This window comes from Piscinibacter gummiphilus, from assembly GCF_002116905.1.
Lineage (GTDB): Bacteria > Pseudomonadota > Gammaproteobacteria > Burkholderiales > Burkholderiaceae_C > Rhizobacter > Rhizobacter gummiphilus.
In genome coordinates, this window is the sequence record NZ_CP015118.1 from 2,229,994 (window position 1) to 2,247,331 (window position 17,338).

The following is a 17,338-nucleotide window of genomic DNA, read 5'->3' on the forward strand; positions in this document are numbered from 1 at the left end:
ACACCCGACCGCGGAAACCCGGGCCATTTCGTGATGCACGGCACGGACGGGCGGCCCGAAACCCTTGTGAATCAAGAGCTTGCGCTCGCACACCTCCCGATGGTCCTGTTCGTGCAATGAATCGTGCGGATTGGCGCGCCAAGCCAAATCCAGATGTTCGGACAAACCAAACCCTACTGAGGAGAATTTCATGACGAAAACCTTACTGGTGTCTGCACTCGCTCTGGCCTTCGGAAGTTCGGCCTGGGCCGTGACCAGCGGCTTCGGGCCGGCAGCCGATGACGGTTCCAACGCGAACCAGACCCTGAACACGAACGTCACCGTCACGGCCACGGCCACCAAGACGGACAACTCCAACAATTCGGACAACTCCAACAACTCCGACCACAAGAACAACAAGAGCACCGGCGACAACCGCGACAACAGCGGCAAGGCCAGCGCCTCCGGCTGGGGCACCGCCGCCGCGAACAACGGCTCGACGGCCACGTCGAACCTGTCGAACGCCTTCAACTCGAGCAAGGCGGTGGCCGTCAGCAAGCTGCACGGCTCGGTCTCCGGCATCACCGTGTCCGGCATCGGCAACGTCGCCACGAACAAGGGCGATGCGAACGGTGGCAAGGGCGGCGTCGGCGGCGACGGCTACGGCGGCAAGGGCTACGGTGGCAAGGGCTCCGGCGGCACCGGCGGCGACGCGGGCAACGGCGGCGACGGTGGCAGCGGCGGCAGCGGCGGTTCGGCGAAGAACGGCAGCGCGACGGCCGGTGACGCCTGGAACGGCGGCGCGAAGGCCGGCCATGGCGGCTCGGGCGGCGACGCCAAGGGCGCGACGGGCGCCAACGGCGGCGACGCGAAGGCCTACGGTGGCGACACCAAGACGGCGGGTGGCGGCGCGGTCGCCGGCAATGCCCAGAAGACGGGCAGTGCGGACTCGGGCAGCAAGGCGGGTGGTGGTGACGCCGGCGCGTACGACAAGAACAGCGGCGGCGATGCGAAGTCGGGTGTCGCGGCACTCGGCGGCCTGTCCGCCTCCGGCCAGAAGGCAGGCAGCGGCGCGGCCGCTGCGGGCAAGGGCAGTGGGGGCGGCGCCCTGGGCGCGAGCGCGGGCAAGGGCGGATCGGCCGGCAGTTCCAACGGTGGCGCCGGGGGTGAACCTGGCGGCGGCGGTGGCGCAGGCGGCAGCAGCACCGGCGGCGCAGGCAGCGGCGGGGCCGTCACGGGCACCGGCGGCGCCGGCTCCGGCACGGGCACGTCGAGCAGCGGATCGTCCAACACGGCGTCGAACACCGGCGGCGCGGCCACCGGCACTTCGACCGGCACGGGCGGTGCGGCCTCGGGCTCGGCGACCGCCAGCGGCGGGGCGGGCACCAGTGGTGCCGCCACATCGACCAGCGGCTCCAACACCGGCACGGCGTCGTCGACCGGCGGCGCGGCGACCGGTACCGGCGGGGCGGCCACCAGTTCGGGCGGCGCGGGTGGCACGGCCACCAACACGGCCGGCGGTGGCGGCGGTGGCGGCAGCGCGACCAACGGCGATGCATCGACCGCGGCGACCAATGGCAGCGCGACGGCCGGCAACGGCGCGACCGGTGCGGCTGGCGCGGCCGGCGGCAACGGCGGTGGCGGTGCGGGCGGCACGGGTGGTGCAGGCTCCGGCGGGACCGGCAACGGTGCCACGGGTGGTGCGGGCGGCGCGGGCGGCACGGCCATGGCCAATGCCGGCACGTTCAACATGTCCAACACCATGACGGGCACGGCGCAGTCGGCCGCCGGCATTCTGGTCATCAGCCAGAACACCGGCATCGCGGCGCTCACGCAGCAGAGCGTGAACGTGCAGGCCAACCTGGGTGTCGGCAGGTGAGTGGAAACGCGGCGCCCTGGAGGACGGAAGTCCCCCGGGGCGCCGCGTCCTGCCCACGCCGGGCAAACCGACAGGAGGCGACATGTTTGACCTTGATCGCACACTCGTGCTCGGTGCGGCGCTGCTCGCATCGGTGACCTGGAGTGCTTCGGCGTCGGCCGACGACGAGATCCCGGTGGCGGTGACCCCGCCGCCGGTGGTCGAGCCGGTGGTGGTCGCACCGAAGGCCAACCCGCTGGGGCTCAAACCCCTCGACGGGGCGGCGCTCGCCCGCAAGCGGGGCGGGACCGAAGTGCTGAACGACATGAAGCTCCGCGGTGTCGTGGCCGAGAACTCGGCCACGAACGTCGTGACGGGCGGCAACGTCATCAGCGAAGGCGCGCTCGCAGGTGCCGCGGGGCTGCCCACCGTGATCCAGAACAGTGGCAACAACGTGCTCATCCAGAACGCCACGATCGTCAACGTGCAGATGAAGTAGATGAACGACATGAAGCCCGCACGATTCATGCTGGCCTGTGGCCTCCTGGCGGCCCTGTGGGGAGGGCCCGCGCGGGGAGGTTCCGTCGAAGTCGACGGGGTCTTCTCCGTGCCCACGGTCAGCATGAAGGAAGGGCGTTACCTCGCGACGGAACGTCAGCAGTTCGATTTCAGCTGCGGTTCCGCCGCGCTTTCCACGCTCCTGACCCACCACTACGGCTTCCCGGTGGGCGAGCAGGCCGTCTTCGAGGCCATGTACCAGGCCGGTGACCAGCAGAAGATCCAGCACGAGGGCTTCTCGCTGCTCGACATGAAGCGTTTCCTCGAGGCCCGCGGCTTCGAGGCGGACGGATTCGAGGCGCCGCTCGAGAAGCTCGTGTCCGCGCGCATCCCCGCGATCGCGCTCATCAACGAGAACGGCTACAACCATTTCGTCGTGATCAAGGGCCTGCGCGACGGTCGCGTGCTCTTCGGCGACCCGGCCGGCGGCACGCGTGCGCTGCCCCAGGCCGTGTTCGAGAGCCGCTGGCTGAACCAGATCCTCTTCGTGATCACGAACCAGCAGGACCGAGCGTCCTTCAACCTCGCGACCGACTGGCGGGTGGTGCCCCGCTCGCCGCTGACCGAGGGCATCAACCGGGACGGCCTCGGCGGCATCACGATGCCGCGGCTCGGGCCGTCCGACTTCTGAAACGGGTACGCCCATGACACCCCGTCCCACCCGGCTCGCCCTGCTGATCTCGCTGATGGGCATCGGCCTGTCGGCCACCGGTCCGGCCTGGGCCGACGCGGAGTCCGACCGCGCCGAGGCGCGCGACGTCGAACGCGTGATGCGGGTGCTGGGCCTCGACACCGGGGTCGCGGTCGCGGAGCCCGTGCCGGCGCCGAAGGCTCGCCGCGTGCAGGAACCGGTCGCCGAGGCCAGGCTCGTCGTCGTGGCGGCCACGCGCCCCGCCAGGTCCGCGCCGCGGCGCGGGGCGCGCGAGGCGTCGCAGCCCGTCCGGCCCGCATCGATCGAAACGAGGAGGGTGGAGGAGACAAGCCGCCCGGACCTGCCCGAGGCGATGCCGCCGGCCGAACCGGAGGCTCCCGCCCACCCGGTCGACCTGGCCCTCGCGGCCACGCCCACGACGCGTCCCGTCGACGAGGACCCCGATTCGCCCCCGACACCGGTCGCCTGGACGCTGGACGCGCTGCCACCGCCCGAACCTCCAGTGGCCGACGAGGCCGCGGGTGAGCCCGTGGCGGAGCTGGCCGATGGCATCGATGCCTACGAGGCGCTGATCCAGAAGCTCGCGGCTGGCGACGATCCGGTCACCTCGGTCGCGCAGGCCGAGCGTGTGATGCGCCACCTCGCGGGCGTGCGCGCCGAGGGCGTGACGCTGGCGGAGGTGCCCCTGGTGGACGTGCCGGTGCTCCACGACGCCGTCGAGCCGGAGGACCTGGTGGTGCCGGCCGCGCGCCTGAGTCCGCGGGCCGAGTACGTGCAGGCGCGGCTCGCGGCGCTGGCGGGTGCGGAGGCCGACGCCGTGTTCGCGGCACCCGCCGACCGCGTGCTGGGCGACCTGGCCGCGATGATGGGACGGGTGGAGGACGAGGAGGCCGACGTGGCCGTGGCGGCCGCGGCGCCCGAACCCCGGCCGTCGGAGCGGGTGCTGGAGGACCTGGCCCGCGTGCGCGGCGCGCCGTGGGACGGCGAGGCCCTCGCGATGGACAAGGCGCGGCTCGACACGATGCGCGGCGGCTTCACGACCGGCGAGGGCCTCAAGCTCTCGTTCGGCATCGAGCGCGCCGTCTACATCAACGGCAACCTCGTCACGACCACGAGCCTGAACGTCTCCGACCTCGGCGCCGCGACGGCCGGCCGCGCGTCGGCCACGGTGAACGGCTCGCTCGCGCTCGTGCAGAGCGGCCAGGGCAACACCTTCCTGCCGGGCGTGGTGTCGTCGACGGCGGTGGGCACCGTGATCCAGAACACCCTCGACAACCAGAAGATCCAGCACGTGACCGTGGTCAACGCGACGGTCAACAGCATGCAGGTGCTGCGGGCGATGAACCTGCAGCATGCGGTGCGCACGGCGATCACGGATTCGATCCGGCGGTAGCCCCCGGTCACCCCGGCGGATGCCGGGGCCCACCGTGGCCGGAGCGCGCCTCGACGCCGGTGGGTCCCGGCTTTCGCCGGGATGACGTCGCTTCGCTCCTCAGAACGTGAACGGAATGCGCAGGGTGAGCGTCACGCTCGGCGTGTCCGCCGTCAGCCCCGCCCCCACCGACAGGTTCAGCGACTGCTTGTCGCTCATGCGGTACGAGTAGCCCAGCAGCAGCGTGGCGAGCTGGATGCGCACGCTGCCGGGTGGGACGGCGCCGTTGACCTTGGTGACCTCGACGATGTTGTGCTCGTAGCCGATGCTGAACGACGACTTCTCGTTGAGCGCCATGCCCATGCCGAAGTTCAGGCCGAAGACGCCGCCCGGGGTCACCGTGCCGATGTTGGTCGCCGATCCGTTGGTGAGGGCGACCACGTCGTCGCGTTCGAAGCTGTAGAGGTAGCTCAGGGTGCCGAACAGCACCGCGGGGTCCGACGGGAACAGCACGGTGAGCGCCGGCTGCAGGCCGTAGAAGCCGGAGCCCGTGGGCAGCTCGTTCTGGATGCCGCCTCGGAAGCCCGGCGTGGTGGTCGTGGTGTCGACCTCGAACGGGTCCTTGCCGGTGCGCGCCTTGAAGCGCAGGCTGCCGACGAAGAAGGGTTTGTCGAGCCCGCCGTCGTTCAGCTGGTACCGCAGGATGGCCTCGATGTCGCCGATGTCGTGGGCCTTCGCGTTGAAGGCGGTGGACTCCGGCGAGCCGGCCTGAAGTTCGCGCCCGACGCTGTCGTCGCTGCGCAGCACGTAGGGCAGGCGGAACTCGACCTCGGCGCGGTTCGTGAGGCCGTAGCGGCCGGTGAGGGTGGTGGTCAGGCTCGTGCGCTTGACCTCGCGCACGTCGATCACGCCGATCACGATGGCCGGGATGATCGTGTAGCCGATCAGGGCCACGCGGTTGCTCGTCGAGTAGGCGTACTGGAACGAGGGCTCGAAGACGAATGCGCCTTTCGGGGTCAGCACGCCGGGGCCTTCGAAGATCGGCGCCACCTCCAGGGGCTTGGCCTCGGGCGCCTTGCCCACGGGCTCGGGCGCCGCGGGGCGGGGAGTGGGTTCGGCGTTCGGTGCGGAGGCACCGGCCTGGGCGAACGCCCCGGCCATGCCGCCGGCACAGGCGGCCGCGCACAGGGCACGGCGTGCCGTCCGCTGCAGTCGATTCGGGTTCATCGGAAGGATCCTCCTCAAAGGTGACGACGGAGAGGACGTGGGGCGCGACGTCCGGCGCGCTTTTTCTTGCGTCGGGTCAGGGGCCGCGGCACAGGCCCAGCACCCGCTCGGTCTGCCCGCAGGCGCCCGGCTTCGCGGCCGCCGGGGGCGGCGTGGCGGGGGTGGCCGGTGCCGCCGGCGCGCAGTTGCGCAGCACCCGCTCGACGGGGGCGTAGTAGAGCCAGCCCGTGCCGAGGCTCGCGGGGAGTGTCAGGTCGACGTCGCGCCACTTCGGGTGGCCTTCGGTCTGCAGCACGCCGAAGTTCTGGCACAGCGCGCGCGCGAACTTCGTCAGGTGCTCGATGGTGGGCTTGTACGTGTAGTCGTAGGTCACGAGGAAGGCCTTGACGGCGAGCCCCGGCACGTCGTTCTCGAGCCAGTTCGGATAGCTGGCCGAACGGATCGTGGCGGCCACGTAGGTGCGCAGCGCGGCGCGCGTGGCGGGGTGGGCGGGGTCCACCTTCAGCAGCTTCACCAGCTGGCGGGCCTCGGGCTTCATCTCGGCCAGCAGGCGCGCCGGCTGGCCCGCGACGATCGCGACCACGTCGACGCTCTTGTCGGTGGCGAGCTTCACGAGCGCCTCCTCGTTCGTCATGAAGCGCGCGTCGCCTTCGGCCATCGGCTCGCCGTACATCAGGCGGTAGATGGTGGTGGCGCTCATCGCCGTGCCGCTGCCGAGCGGGCCGACGTTGATGCGGCTGCCCTTGATCTCGTGCACGTATTGCATCGGCGAGTCGGCCCGCACGATGAAGTAGATCTCCTCGTTGTAGAGCGGCACGATGACCCGAAGCGGGCGGATCAGGCGGCCGGCCTCGGCGTTGCCCTCGGCCGCGTGGTCGAGAAAGGCCTGGTACACGTCGGACTGCACGATGGCGAACTTCACGCCCGTGTCGTAGCGCAGGCGGTTCACGTTGTCGGCCGACCCCTTCGATGGCAGCACCTGCAGCGCGATGTCGGCGTCGGGCGCGACGAAACGGGCGAGATCGTTGCCGATCTGGATGTAGGTGCCGCGCTCGGAGGCCGTGACGATCTTGTAGTCGACGGCGGCGTGCGTGGCCGGGCAAAGGGCGAAGGCGGCTGCGGCGCATGCGGCAGCCAGGATCCGTGGGACCATGGCGATTCTCCTCAGCGTGGCCCGTTCGTGCCGGGCACTCGCTCCCCTGTTCTCGGAGATGCGCGCGGCCCCGGGCCGGTACGGCAGGCGGGGAGCAGCGAGCCTGCAGCTTACGCCCGGCATCGCGCCAATGGAGTGCCCTGACCAGGGGGGTCGAGGGGACTTCATCAAACAGGGGGAGCACTTGCAGAATTCCCGCACCGGCCGATCGGGCCGGGGTTTCAAGGAGGACCTCCCATGGCATCCCGAACCCTTCGTGCCGGCGCGCTGGCGCTGCTCGGCGCCGCCGTGTCCCTCGTGGCTGTGTTCGTCGCCTCCGGCGGCGCCGCACCGGCCGCCGCGCAGGCCGCGTTGCCGGCCGCGCCCGTGTCGCTGGTCGCGCCGCCGGCCTGCACCTGCTCCGAGCCCGTCAACGTCGCAGGCAACCAGATGCAGAACTGCACCTGCGGCGCGCTGCAGTGTGTCGTGGTGGGCAAGAACGCGGCCGCGGCACCGGCGCTGACCTGCCTGAAGTGAACCGATCCCGTCAAGCCTTCGGGCGATTGCACCAAAGGGCAGTTGGAGAAGCCAGGGGCGCGGCCTAACATCGTTTCTGTACGCTGGTGCGGGGAGTCAGCCCGCACACGCGCACGGGGTACACCGCCGATGGGAGTCGGCAGGCGATGCGGGAGGGGCCGTGGCTGCAACGGACGAACGATCAGGAGAAGACCTGCTGCTGAAGGTGACACCGCCGCGCGTGCCGCGGCACCTGTTGTCGCGCACCCGGTTGCGGTCCGACACGGATGTGTGCCGTGGCCCGGGCGTCTTCGTCGTGCGTGCGCCGGCCGGGTTCGGCAAGACGTCGCTGCTCGCGCAATGGCGCCTCGAGCAGGTCGCCAACGGCCGTGCGGTCGCTTGGCTGTCGGCCGAAGCCGAGGACGGCCCCGAGCGCCTGGTGCGCGCGCTGACCCTGTCGGTGCGCCAGGCCACCGCGCGCCCCGCTTTCGGACAATCGCTCGCCGCCCGTGACGGCTCGCCCCACGACCACGGCATCGCCATGTGGCTCGCCGAACTGGCGCAGGCCGCGGTGCCGGTGACGCTCAGCATCGACCAGGCCGACCACCTGCCGCCCGCCTCGCAGGCGCTGCTGGCGCAGATCGTTCGCCATGCCCCGCCCAACCTGCAGGTCGTGCTCGCCACGCGCGGCCCGATCGGTTTCCCCGTCGACGACCTCGTCGACTACGGCCGCTGCACCGTGGTGGGGGCGGGCCTGCTGCGCTTCCGTCTCGACGAGACGCTCGAACTGCTGCGCCGCAGCTTCGGCGACGGGGTCGACAACGACCTCGGCGCGCGGGTGCAGGAATTCACCGAGGGCTGGCCGCTCGGCCTGCAGCTCGTGCTGTCGCTGCAGCAGGATGGGGAGGGGCTGGCAGCGCTGGCCGCCACCGCACGGGCACCCGGCGGCGAACTCCGCCGTCACCTCGCCGGGCTGCTGCTCGGGGCGGTCGCCGACGACGACACGGCGTTCCTCGGCCGCATGGCGTGCCTCGAGCGCCTGCATCCGGACCTGTGCCGCGCCGTCGACGGACGTGACTGCGCCGCGGTGCGCCTCGCGCGCCTGGGCCTCGAGACACCGGCGGTGGTGCGGTCCGAGCACGGCGAGTGGTCGCGCCTGCACACGGTGGCCCGCGACGCGTTGCGCGTGCGCTTCACCGCGCTGCCCGAGACCGAACGCGCCGAGGTGCATGCGCGCGCCGCCGCCTGGTACGAACGTCAGGGGCTGCTGGAAGACGCGGCGGAACACGCCCTCGCAGCCGGCCAGCCGCAGTCCGCCTACGACCTGATCGACCGGTGCCTCTACGACGCGGTGGTGCACCAGGGGCGCCACGCCGAAGCCCTCGAATGGCTCGACCGCCTGCCTCGCGTCGAACTGCAGCGGCGCCCGCGCCTGATGCTCGCGATGGCCTGGTCGCTGGCGGGCAGCGAGCGCCACACCGAGGCCGCGGCGCTGGTGGGCCGCCTCGTGGCGGACGCCGGCGAGGACGACCACGCGCTTCGCTGCGAATGCGCGATGGTGCTGAGCGGCGCGGCGATGTTCGCCGACGAACCCGACCTTTTCTGCACGCTGCACGACGCGTGGGAATCAGACCCGCCGCTGCACACGCCCGAATTGCTGCGCCTGCATGCGCACCGCAGCGCCTACCGCGCGCTGCTCGACGGCCAGGCCGCGCTCGCACGGCTGCGCCTGCAACGGCAGCTGCAGTCGCGCGACGGCGAAGACTTTCAGCAGGGCGACCCGTGGGGCCGTTACCTGATGGGGCTGAGCTACCTGTGGGAAGGGCAGCCGCTGCTGGCCGAGAGCCTGCTGCGTCCGGCGCTGGCCGTGGCCGAGGCGGTGTCGGGCCGGCGGGGCCGCCTGCCGAGCCTGCTCGCCGCGGTGCTGGCCGCGGCCCTGTGGGAACTCGATCGCCCCCGTGAGGCCGCCGAACTGCTGGCGAACCGCCTCGACGTGCTCGAACGCACCGCGCCCGCCGAAGCACTGCTGCTCGCGTACCGGACCCTCGTGCGCGTGGCCCTGGCCTCCCGTGCGGAACACCGCGCCATCGAACTGCTCGAGTCGATGCAGGCCGTGGCGCTGGTTCGCCGCATGCCGAGGCTGGAGGTCGCGAGCCTCGCCGAACTCGTGCGCGTGCACGCCCGCGGCTACCGCGCCCAGATGTGCGGCGAGCTGTGCGAGCGCATCGACGACCTCGCCGCCGAGCAGGCGCAGGCGCGCCCCCGCTGGTGGCGGTTGGTGGCCGGGCAGCCCGAGCAGGCGCATGCCTACGCGGCCATCGCGTCGCGGGACTGGCGGGTGGCCGCCGAGCGCCTGGCCGTCGCCGACGAGCACGCGCGGCGCATGCGCATGGGCAGCGTGCACATCGAATTGCTGGGCCTGAGGGCGTTCGTGCTGGACCGTTGCGGCGAACGGTCGCAGACGCTGCTGCGCGAGGCCGTCGAACTCGCCGGGGCCTTCGAGTTGCGCCGCCTGCTGGCCGACGCCCATCCCGGCCTCGGCGCGCTGATCGCCGGCCTGGGCGAGCTGCCCTTCCAGCCGGTGCCGGTCCCGCCGGCGGTGGCCGCGGGCGGCGTGCCCGTGTGGTCGGCCCTGACGAACAAGGAGCGCGAGGTGCTGCAACTGCTGTCGCGCAACCTGTCGAACAAGGAGATCGGGCGGGCCCTCCAGTCCGGCGAGACCACGGTCAAGTGGCACGTGAAGAACCTGTTCGCGAAGCTCGACGTCGGGTCCCGGCGCGAGGTCGTCGTGCGGGCCCGTGCGCTCGGCATGTTGCCCGCCGTCGACTGACCCTCCTCTGCCATTCGGCCTCCCCCTGCCGGAAGCAGGGGGCCGGAACGCCCGGGTTTCCTAGGATTCCAGGAGGTCCGTCGCCGCACCCACGCGGCCGGAACCCGGGAGGAACACGGAATGGTCGCCAACCTGATGCGACAGCCCCTGCTGATCTCCGGCCTGCTGACCCATGCCGAACGACACCACGGCTCGCGCGAGATCGTCACGCGCCTGGCCGAGGGATCGGTGCACCGCTGCAGCTATCGGGACCTGGCCGCGCGCGCACGGCGACTGGCCAATGCGCTGGCCCGCCATGGGGTGCGCCCCGAGGAGCGGGTGGCCTCGCTCGCGTGGAACAGCCACCGCCACCTCGAGCTGTGCCATGCGGTGGCTGGCTCGGGTGCGGTGCTGCACACGCTCGCGCCGGACACCGTGCCCGAGCAGGTCGCCTGGATGCTGCGGCACGCCGAGGACCGCATGCTCTTCTTCGACCTGGGCTTCCTGCCCGTGGTGGAAGCCGCGCTGCCGCTGGGCCTGCCGGTGGAGCACCTGGTGGTGATGACGGACCGCGCCCACATGCCGGCGCCGCGCCCGGGGCTGCAGCTGCTGTGCTACGAGGACCTCCTCTCGGCGCACAGCGCACGGTTCGACTGGCCCCAGCTCGACGAGGACACCGCCTCCTCGCTGTGCCATGTGCACGGCGACGACGGTGTGCCGCGCGGCGTGCTGCACAGCCACCGCTCGACCATGCTGCAGGCCTATGCGGCGCTGCAGCCCGATGCCTTCGGCTGCTCGTCGAACGACGTGGTGCTGCCGGTGGTGCCGATGTCTCACGGCAACGCGTGGGGCCTGCCGCACGCGGCCTCGATGGTGGGGGCCAAGGTCGTGTTCGCGGGGCCCTGGCTCGCGGGCGCGTCGCTGTGCCAATTGATCGAGGACGAGCGCGTCTCGGTTGCCGCCGCGTTGCCGTCGGCGTGGCAGTCGGTGCTGACCCACCTGGGCGAACGCGGCCTCGACCTCGGGCCGCTGCGCCGCATGATCGTGGGCGGGCTGCCGCCGGGTGGTCGCCTGCTGCACGCGTGGGGGCCCACCGGCACGGGCGTGGCGGGCACGGTGTGCGTGCTCGGTCCGGGCCAGCTCACCCTCGGCCCCGACCGCCGTCTCGTGATCCGTCCGCCGCCGGGGCAGGCCATGTACGGGGTCGAGATGAAGATCATCGGCGAAGGCGGTGACGAGCTGCCCCGCGACGGTGTGGCCCGGGGCGACCTGATGGTGCGCGGCCCCTGGGTCGCGGCCGGCCTGTTTCGGGGTGGCGGATCCCAGGGCACGGCCTGGCCCGACGGCTGGTGCCCGACCGGCGAGACCGCCGCGATCGACCCGCAGGGCGGGGTGCACCTGTTCGGCGCGGCCGGCTCCGCGGCCCCTCCTTGATGGAGGGGGGCGGGGCAGGGGTCGGGTCGTAATCTGCGCCCAAGCTGCGGGACCGCGTCCGGCGCGGGACCCGCGGGCAACCAACCCGGAGGATGAGATGGCGACAGGCATGCAAACCGCGCGCGGGGCCGGGGCCATGAACTGGTCGAGAGCGGCGGTGTGTTTCCTGCTTTTCTGCGGAGGGTCGGCGCATGCGTCGTTCCTCGAGGGCGAGGCACTCGACTCGATGGCGGACGCGGTGTCCTGGGCGGTGCTGATCGTGGCGCCGATCGTGGGCATCGTGGTGTTCTGGCTGCTCCACATCATCCCGGAGAAGATCGCCGAGAAGAAGCACCACCCGCAGGCCAAGGCCATCCAGGCCCTGTGCCTGCTGTCCCTCGTCTTCGGCGGACTGCTGTGGCCCGTCGCGATGCTGTGGGCGCTCACGCGTCCCGTGCTGCACAAGGCGGCCTACGGCTACGACCGCATCCGCCACGGCGAGGAGCCGGAGCATCACTTCGCACCGGAACGGCAGGAGGCCCCGGCCGCGCTGGCGCCAGCGGACGAACTGCAGCGGCTGCGCGCCCAGATCGACAGCTTCGCCGCGGCCGGTGCCGCACCGCCCACGCCCGAGCAGCTGCAGGACCTGCGCGCGCGCCTCGCGGCCATCGAGGCGGCGACCCCTCCCACGCTCTCCACCTGACGAGGCCCTCTCATGGAGATCCTGTTCCTCATCCTGTACTCGATCGGCGTCTGGCTGGTCTTCTTCAAGTTCAAGTGGCTGCCGTGGAACATCACGAGCCAGGTCATCAGCGTCACGATCCCGATCATCCTGCTGACGATGACGGTGCTGTTCCTGAACATCGCCGCGCCGTCCTCGGGCGACGTACGGGTGATCAACTACGTCGTGCAGGTGGTGCCGCGCGTGACCGGGCGGGTGACCGAGGTCGCGATCGAGCCGAACGCCAAGGTCAAGAAGGGCGACGTGCTGTTCAAGGTCGACCCCGAGCCGTTCCGCATCAAGGTGCGCGCCGCGCAGGCCGCGGTGGAGCAGGGCCGGGCCAAGCTCATCGGCTCGAAGGCCAACCAGCAGAGCTATGAAGAACAGCTGAAGGAAGCGAGCAGCAAGAAGACCGCGCTGAACGCGAAGCTCGCGCTCGCCAGGCTGCGCGTCGGCCAGTTCCAGGAACTCGCGCGCACCGGGGCCGGCAACCGCTTCGACCTGGAGCAGGCGCAGGCCGAGGTGGCGGGCCTCCAGGGCGAGATCGCCGCGGTCGACGCGTCCGTCGCGCAGGCCACGGTCAAGACGAAGGCCCGCACGAAGGACGGCGAACAGGACGAAGTGGCCCGCACCCGCGCCGAGATCGCGCAGGCCGAGGCCCAGCTCGCCGACGCGCAGTGGGAGCTAGAGCAGACCACGGTCTACGCGCCGGCGAACGGCACCGTGGTGAACCTGCAACTGCGGCCGGGCCAGGTGGCCAGCCAGTTCGTGGGCCAGCCGGTGATGACCTTCGTCGAGGACGAACAGTGGGTCATCGCGATGTACGGCCAGAACGAGGTGCGCCAGATCGCCGCCGACCAGGAAGCCGAGATCGCGATGCGCATGTACCCGGGCCGGATCATCAAGTGCAAGGTCGATGCGGTGATCTGGGCCACGGCCGGCGGGCAGGTGCCCATCGGCGGCAACATCCCCAACATGCCCCCCATCCCGCCGGGCCAGCTCGCAGTGCGCCTCTACCCGGTGGACAAGGACATCTTCCTCGCCGCCGGCGCGCGCGGGGTGGGTGCGGTCTACACCGACTACGCCAGCTTCCTGCACGTGATCCGCAAGGTGTTCCTGCGGGTGTCGACGAAGCTCGACTGGCTGATCCTGAAGCTGCACTGACATGCGCCCGGCACGCTTTCGACTGCTCAAGCTCGCACCGGCGCTGGTGCTGGCCGGATGCGCGATCCAGTCGCCTCCGTCACCCGAGGCCCTGCGCCAGGACGCGCTGGGGAAACTCGACGTGACGACGCCGTGGCGCGCGGGCGACCGCACGCCCGGCGCGGTGCCCGACAACTGGCTCGCCACCTTCGGCGACCCGCAGCTCGATGCGCTGGTGGCCGAGGCCATCGCGCACAACCCCGACCTGCGTGTCGCCGCGGCCCGCGTCCAGCAGGCCAACGGTCAGCTCGACATGGCGAAGGCGGCGCAGCGGCCGTCGCTGTCGCTGCTGGGCACCGGCGGCATCAAGATGAGCGACATGAGTTCGGCGCTCACGGGCGTCATCGCGCTGGTGTCGTGGGAACTCGACCTGTGGGGTTCGCTGCGCTACGGCCGTGCGGCCGCGGAGGCCTCGCTCGAAGCCGCGCAGGCCGACGAGGCGTTCGCGCGCCAGTCGCTCGCGGCCACCACGGCCAAGGCCTGGATCGCCGCCACGCAGACGCGCCTGGAGGCGCAGACCGCGGCGCAGATGCTGCAGTCGGGCGAGCAGCTCTCGGGCCTCGCCGGCGACCGCCTGCGCGTGGGCGTGGGCAACGCGCAGGACGTCGCCACGGCGGACGCGAACCTCAACGCGCAGCGCGACATCGTCGTGCAGTCGGGCTTCGCGCACCAGTCCGCCGTGCGGGCGCTGGAACTGCTGCTCGGGCGCTACCCGGCGGCGGAACTCGCCACGCGCGACTCGCTGCCGACGCTGCCGGGCCCCGTGCCCGCGGGCCTGCCGCTGCAGATGCTCGAGCGCCGTCCGGACCTCGTGGCGGCCGAGCGCCGCGTCGCCGCCGCATTCAGCCGCCTGGGTCAGGCGCGGGTCGCGGCGCTGCCGAGCCTGCGCCTCACCGGCAACGTCGGCTACCTCGACAGCGACATCCTCGAGCTCAAGCAGGACTACGACAACCCGTCGGCCGGCGTGGGCGGCAAGATCGTGATGCCCGTCGACATCAGCGGCGAGGTGGCCGCGCAGAAGACCGTGCGCTCGGCCCAGCAGGACGAGGCCATCGCGCAGTACGCACGGCTCGCGCTGCGGGCGCTGGGCGACGTGGAATCGGCGCTGGCCGGCGGGCGCATGCTCGCCGACCGGGAGCGCGTGCTGTCGCAGCTGGTCGACGACCGCGGCCGCACGCTCGACTTCACGCAATCGAACTACAAGGTGGGGCGGCAGGACCTGCGCGCCGTCGAGCAGCAGCAGCTGGGTCTGTACGACGCCCGCATCCAGCTGCTGCGCGTTCGGGCCGACCAGCTCGCGCAGCGCATCAACCTCCACCTTGCCCTGGGAGGCAGTTTCTCGCCGCCGGCACAGGCTGCTGTCGCTCCGCGAACCGACCACGTGGCGACGCGCTGAACGGCCCCTCCCAGACGGAGGGGGCGGGCTACAGGACCGGACTCTAGAGTGAAACCCGAATGCCGGCCCCCTCCGGGCCGCGTCGACGAACCCGATGGAGAGACGCCCGATGACGCCTGGAGAACGCCTCGCCCGCAGCCACGTCGCGAGCACGAAAGTGAACGCGGTGCTGCAGAAACGAACCCAGCTCGCCCGCGAGCGGCTGGCCGCCGCCGTCAGTGACGCCGGCAAGAAGGCCTCGGAAAGCGGCGCCGCCGCGGCCGCCTTCGACCCGCTGCACTGGGCCAGCTGGGCGGTGGATGCCGCCCAGCGGCAGGTGCTGTTCCTCGACGCCCTCTGGCAGCGGGGCAACAACTACCTGGAGCACAACGCCGAGGGCCTGTCGCCCGTGCTGCACTTCGCGCACGAGACCGTGCTCGATGGCCGCACGTTCGACCGCCCCGTCAACTACGCGCTGCTGCGCATCGTGCCGCCGGCCGGCGTGACGATCGACCCGCAGCGCCGTCCCTACGTCATCATCGACCCGCGCGCCGGGCACGGCCCCGGCATCGGCGGCTTCAAGGACGACTCGCAGGTGGGGGTCGCGCTGCGCGGCGGCCACCCGGTGTACTTCGTCGTCTTCTTCCGCGACCCCGAGCCGGGCCAGACGCTGCTCGACGTGTGCGAGGCCGAGCGGCGCTTCGTGCGCGAGGTGCGCGAGCTGCACCCGAAGAGCGAGAAGCCGGCCATCGTCGGCAACTGCCAGGGCGGCTGGGCCGCGATGATGCTCGCGGCGTCGAACCCCGACGACATGGGCCCCATCGTGATCAACGGCGCGCCGATGTCGTACTGGAGCGGCGCGTGGAGCGCGGGTGAGGGCGACAACCCGATGCGCTACAGCGGCGGCCTGCTGGGCGGCACGTGGCTGTCGTCGTTCTCGGCCGACCTGGGCAACGGGCGCTTCGACGGCGCCCACCTCGTGAAGAACTTCGAGAACCTGAACCCGGCGAACACCTACTGGGACAAGTACTTCCACCTGTACGACCAGGCCGACACCGAGCCGCCGCGCTTCCTCGAGTTCGAGCGCTGGTGGGGTGGCTACTACCTGATGAACCGCGACGAGATCGAGTGGATCACGCGGAACCTGTTCGTCGGCAACCAGCTGTGGTCGGGCGACGTGAAGGGCCTGGACGGGAGCCACTTCGACCTGCGGAACATCAAGTCGCCGATCGTGCTGTTCGCATCGATGGGCGACAACATCACGCCGCCGCAACAGGCCTTCAACTGGGTCGTCGACGTGTACGGCAGCACCGAGGAGATCAAGGCGCGCGGCCAGGTCATCGTGGGCCTGCAGCACGAGAGCATCGGCCACCTCGGGATCTTCGTCTCCGGCAAGGTCGCGAAGAAGGAGCACAACCAGATCGTCTCCGTGCTGAAGTCGATCGAGCGCCTGCCGCCCGGCCTGTACCGCATGACGATCCACGAGCGCGAGGACGAGCGCGACGATCACGGCGGACCCGTGTACGACGTCGAGTTCGACGAGCACCGCCTGGAGGACATCGCCGCCGCGATCAACCGCTTCGCCCGCGTCGACGAGAAGCCGTTCGAGGCGGTGGCGGAGGTCTCCGACCTGAACCAGCGCGCGTACGAGCTGTTCGCTCAGCCGTGGGTGCAGGCGTTCTCGAACGAATTCACCGCCACCCTCGCGCGAGAGCTGCACCCGCTGCGCATGCGCAACTGGGCGTTCTCGCGCCTGAACCCGTTCCTCTCGTGGATCGCGCCGGCCGCCGAGCAGGTGCGGGCGAATCGCCAGGCCCTCGCCGCGGACGATCCGCTGCGGCGCGGCGAACGCATCGCGGCCGATCTCGTCAGCGCGGGGCTCGATCACTACCGCGCGATGCGCGACGCCAGCACGGAAGCGGGCTTCTTCTCGATCTACGCGAACCTGTTCTCGCTGTACGCGAAGGACGAGGCACGCAAGGCCGCGCCGGTGGACAGCGAGGCGCGGGCCCAGCCCTACGTGGAGGCGGCGCTCGCGGCGATCCGCCAGGGCGGCTACCTCGACGCGCTGGCGCGCATCGCCGCGCTGCTGCAGCGCGACGGGGCCAAGGTGCCGCTCTCGCGCCTCGAGCTGCGCAGCGACATCGCGAAGGCCTACGCCGCGTACTTCCCCGAGATCGACCCGCACGCCTGGCACCTCATCCGCGGGCAGCAGGACATCATCGTCCACCATGCCGCGGCCCAGGCGCTGGAGACCCTGCCGGACCTGCTGGCCCACGGCGACGACCGCGCCCGCACGGTGGAGCTGATCGACAAGCTCGCGAGCGATCCGCGGCTGGCCGACCAAAACGCGCTGGGCGTGCAGCTCGCCGTGCTGGCCCGCATCCGTGCGGTGCTGGCCGACGGCCGTGCGCTCCCGGCGCCGGCGAAGGCACCTCGCGCCGCCGCCAGGACCGCATCCAAGACCCCGACCCGTCGCACCGCCCCGGCCCCGCGCCGCAAGGCCGCGGCCTGACATCAGGA

At 71.6% G+C, this 17,338-nt stretch carries 13 protein-coding genes; 11 read left to right on the forward strand and 2 right to left on the reverse strand.

All coding sequences use genetic code 11. From position 1 onward, the window contains the following. Positions 1 to 190: 190 nt before the first annotated feature. The 4 genes from A4W93_RS10170 (at position 191) to A4W93_RS10185 (ending at position 4,440) form a co-directional block, all read left to right on the forward strand. The gene (locus A4W93_RS10170; RefSeq protein WP_085750498.1) at positions 191 to 1,858 is read left to right on the forward strand and encodes a hypothetical protein; all 1,668 of its coding nucleotides are present in this window, start codon (positions 191 to 193) and stop codon (positions 1,856 to 1,858) included. A gap of 82 nt (positions 1,859 to 1,940) precedes the next feature. After that, positions 1,941 to 2,336: a hypothetical protein gene (locus A4W93_RS10175; protein WP_085750499.1), complete on the forward strand. Its 396-nt coding sequence runs from the start codon at positions 1,941 to 1,943 to the stop codon at positions 2,334 to 2,336. Continuing rightward, the gene (locus A4W93_RS10180) at positions 2,337 to 3,026 is read left to right on the forward strand and encodes a C39 family peptidase (protein WP_085750500.1); all 690 of its coding nucleotides are present in this window, start codon (positions 2,337 to 2,339) and stop codon (positions 3,024 to 3,026) included. 13 nt (positions 3,027 to 3,039) lie between these two features. Beyond that, entirely contained in the window at positions 3,040 to 4,440 is a 1,401-nt protein-coding gene (locus A4W93_RS10185) for a hypothetical protein (protein ID WP_085750501.1), read from the forward strand. Between the two features lie 99 nt (positions 4,441 to 4,539). Here A4W93_RS10185 and A4W93_RS10190 read toward each other — a convergent pair whose 3' ends face one another. Continuing rightward, a complete protein-coding gene (locus A4W93_RS10190) occupies positions 4,540 to 5,646 on the reverse strand; it encodes an acetate kinase (RefSeq protein WP_085750502.1) in 1,107 nt (368 codons plus the stop codon). A 76-nt stretch (positions 5,647 to 5,722) separates the two neighbouring features. Continuing rightward, positions 5,723 to 6,799, reverse strand: coding sequence for a TAXI family TRAP transporter solute-binding subunit (locus A4W93_RS10195; RefSeq protein ID WP_085750503.1), 1,077 nt, complete (start codon positions 6,797 to 6,799; stop codon positions 5,723 to 5,725). Between the two features lie 237 nt (positions 6,800 to 7,036). Here A4W93_RS10195 and A4W93_RS10200 point away from each other — a divergent pair, with 237 nt between their 5' ends. The 7 genes from A4W93_RS10200 (at position 7,037) to A4W93_RS10230 (ending at position 17,330) form a co-directional block, all read left to right on the forward strand. Beyond that, positions 7,037 to 7,315 carry a hypothetical protein gene (locus tag A4W93_RS10200; protein WP_085750504.1) on the forward strand — a complete coding sequence of 93 codons (279 nt, stop codon included), beginning with the start codon at positions 7,037 to 7,039 and terminating at the stop codon, positions 7,313 to 7,315. A gap of 160 nt (positions 7,316 to 7,475) precedes the next feature. Further along, positions 7,476 to 10,124, forward strand: coding sequence for a LuxR C-terminal-related transcriptional regulator (locus A4W93_RS10205; RefSeq protein WP_085750505.1), 2,649 nt, complete (start codon positions 7,476 to 7,478; stop codon positions 10,122 to 10,124). Positions 10,125 to 10,244: 120 nt separating this feature from the next. Continuing rightward, positions 10,245 to 11,537, forward strand: coding sequence for an AMP-binding protein (locus A4W93_RS10210; RefSeq protein WP_085750506.1), 1,293 nt, complete (start codon positions 10,245 to 10,247; stop codon positions 11,535 to 11,537). Between the two features lie 136 nt (positions 11,538 to 11,673). Next, positions 11,674 to 12,219, forward strand: a complete 546-nt coding sequence (locus A4W93_RS10215; protein WP_085754115.1) for a DUF3302 domain-containing protein — start codon at positions 11,674 to 11,676, stop codon at positions 12,217 to 12,219. A 12-nt stretch (positions 12,220 to 12,231) separates the two neighbouring features. Further along, positions 12,232 to 13,401 (forward strand): HlyD family secretion protein, encoded by a 1,170-nt coding sequence (locus tag A4W93_RS10220; RefSeq protein ID WP_085750507.1) that lies wholly within the window; start codon positions 12,232 to 12,234, stop codon positions 13,399 to 13,401. A gap of 1 nt (position 13,402) precedes the next feature. After that, positions 13,403 to 14,836: an efflux transporter outer membrane subunit gene (locus tag A4W93_RS10225; protein ID WP_085750508.1), complete on the forward strand. Its 1,434-nt coding sequence runs from the start codon at positions 13,403 to 13,405 to the stop codon at positions 14,834 to 14,836. Between the two features lie 109 nt (positions 14,837 to 14,945). Beyond that, complete coding sequence (locus tag A4W93_RS10230; protein ID WP_085750509.1) at positions 14,946 to 17,330, forward strand: DUF3141 domain-containing protein; 2,385 nt, start codon at positions 14,946 to 14,948, stop codon at positions 17,328 to 17,330. Positions 17,331 to 17,338 lie beyond the last annotated feature (8 nt).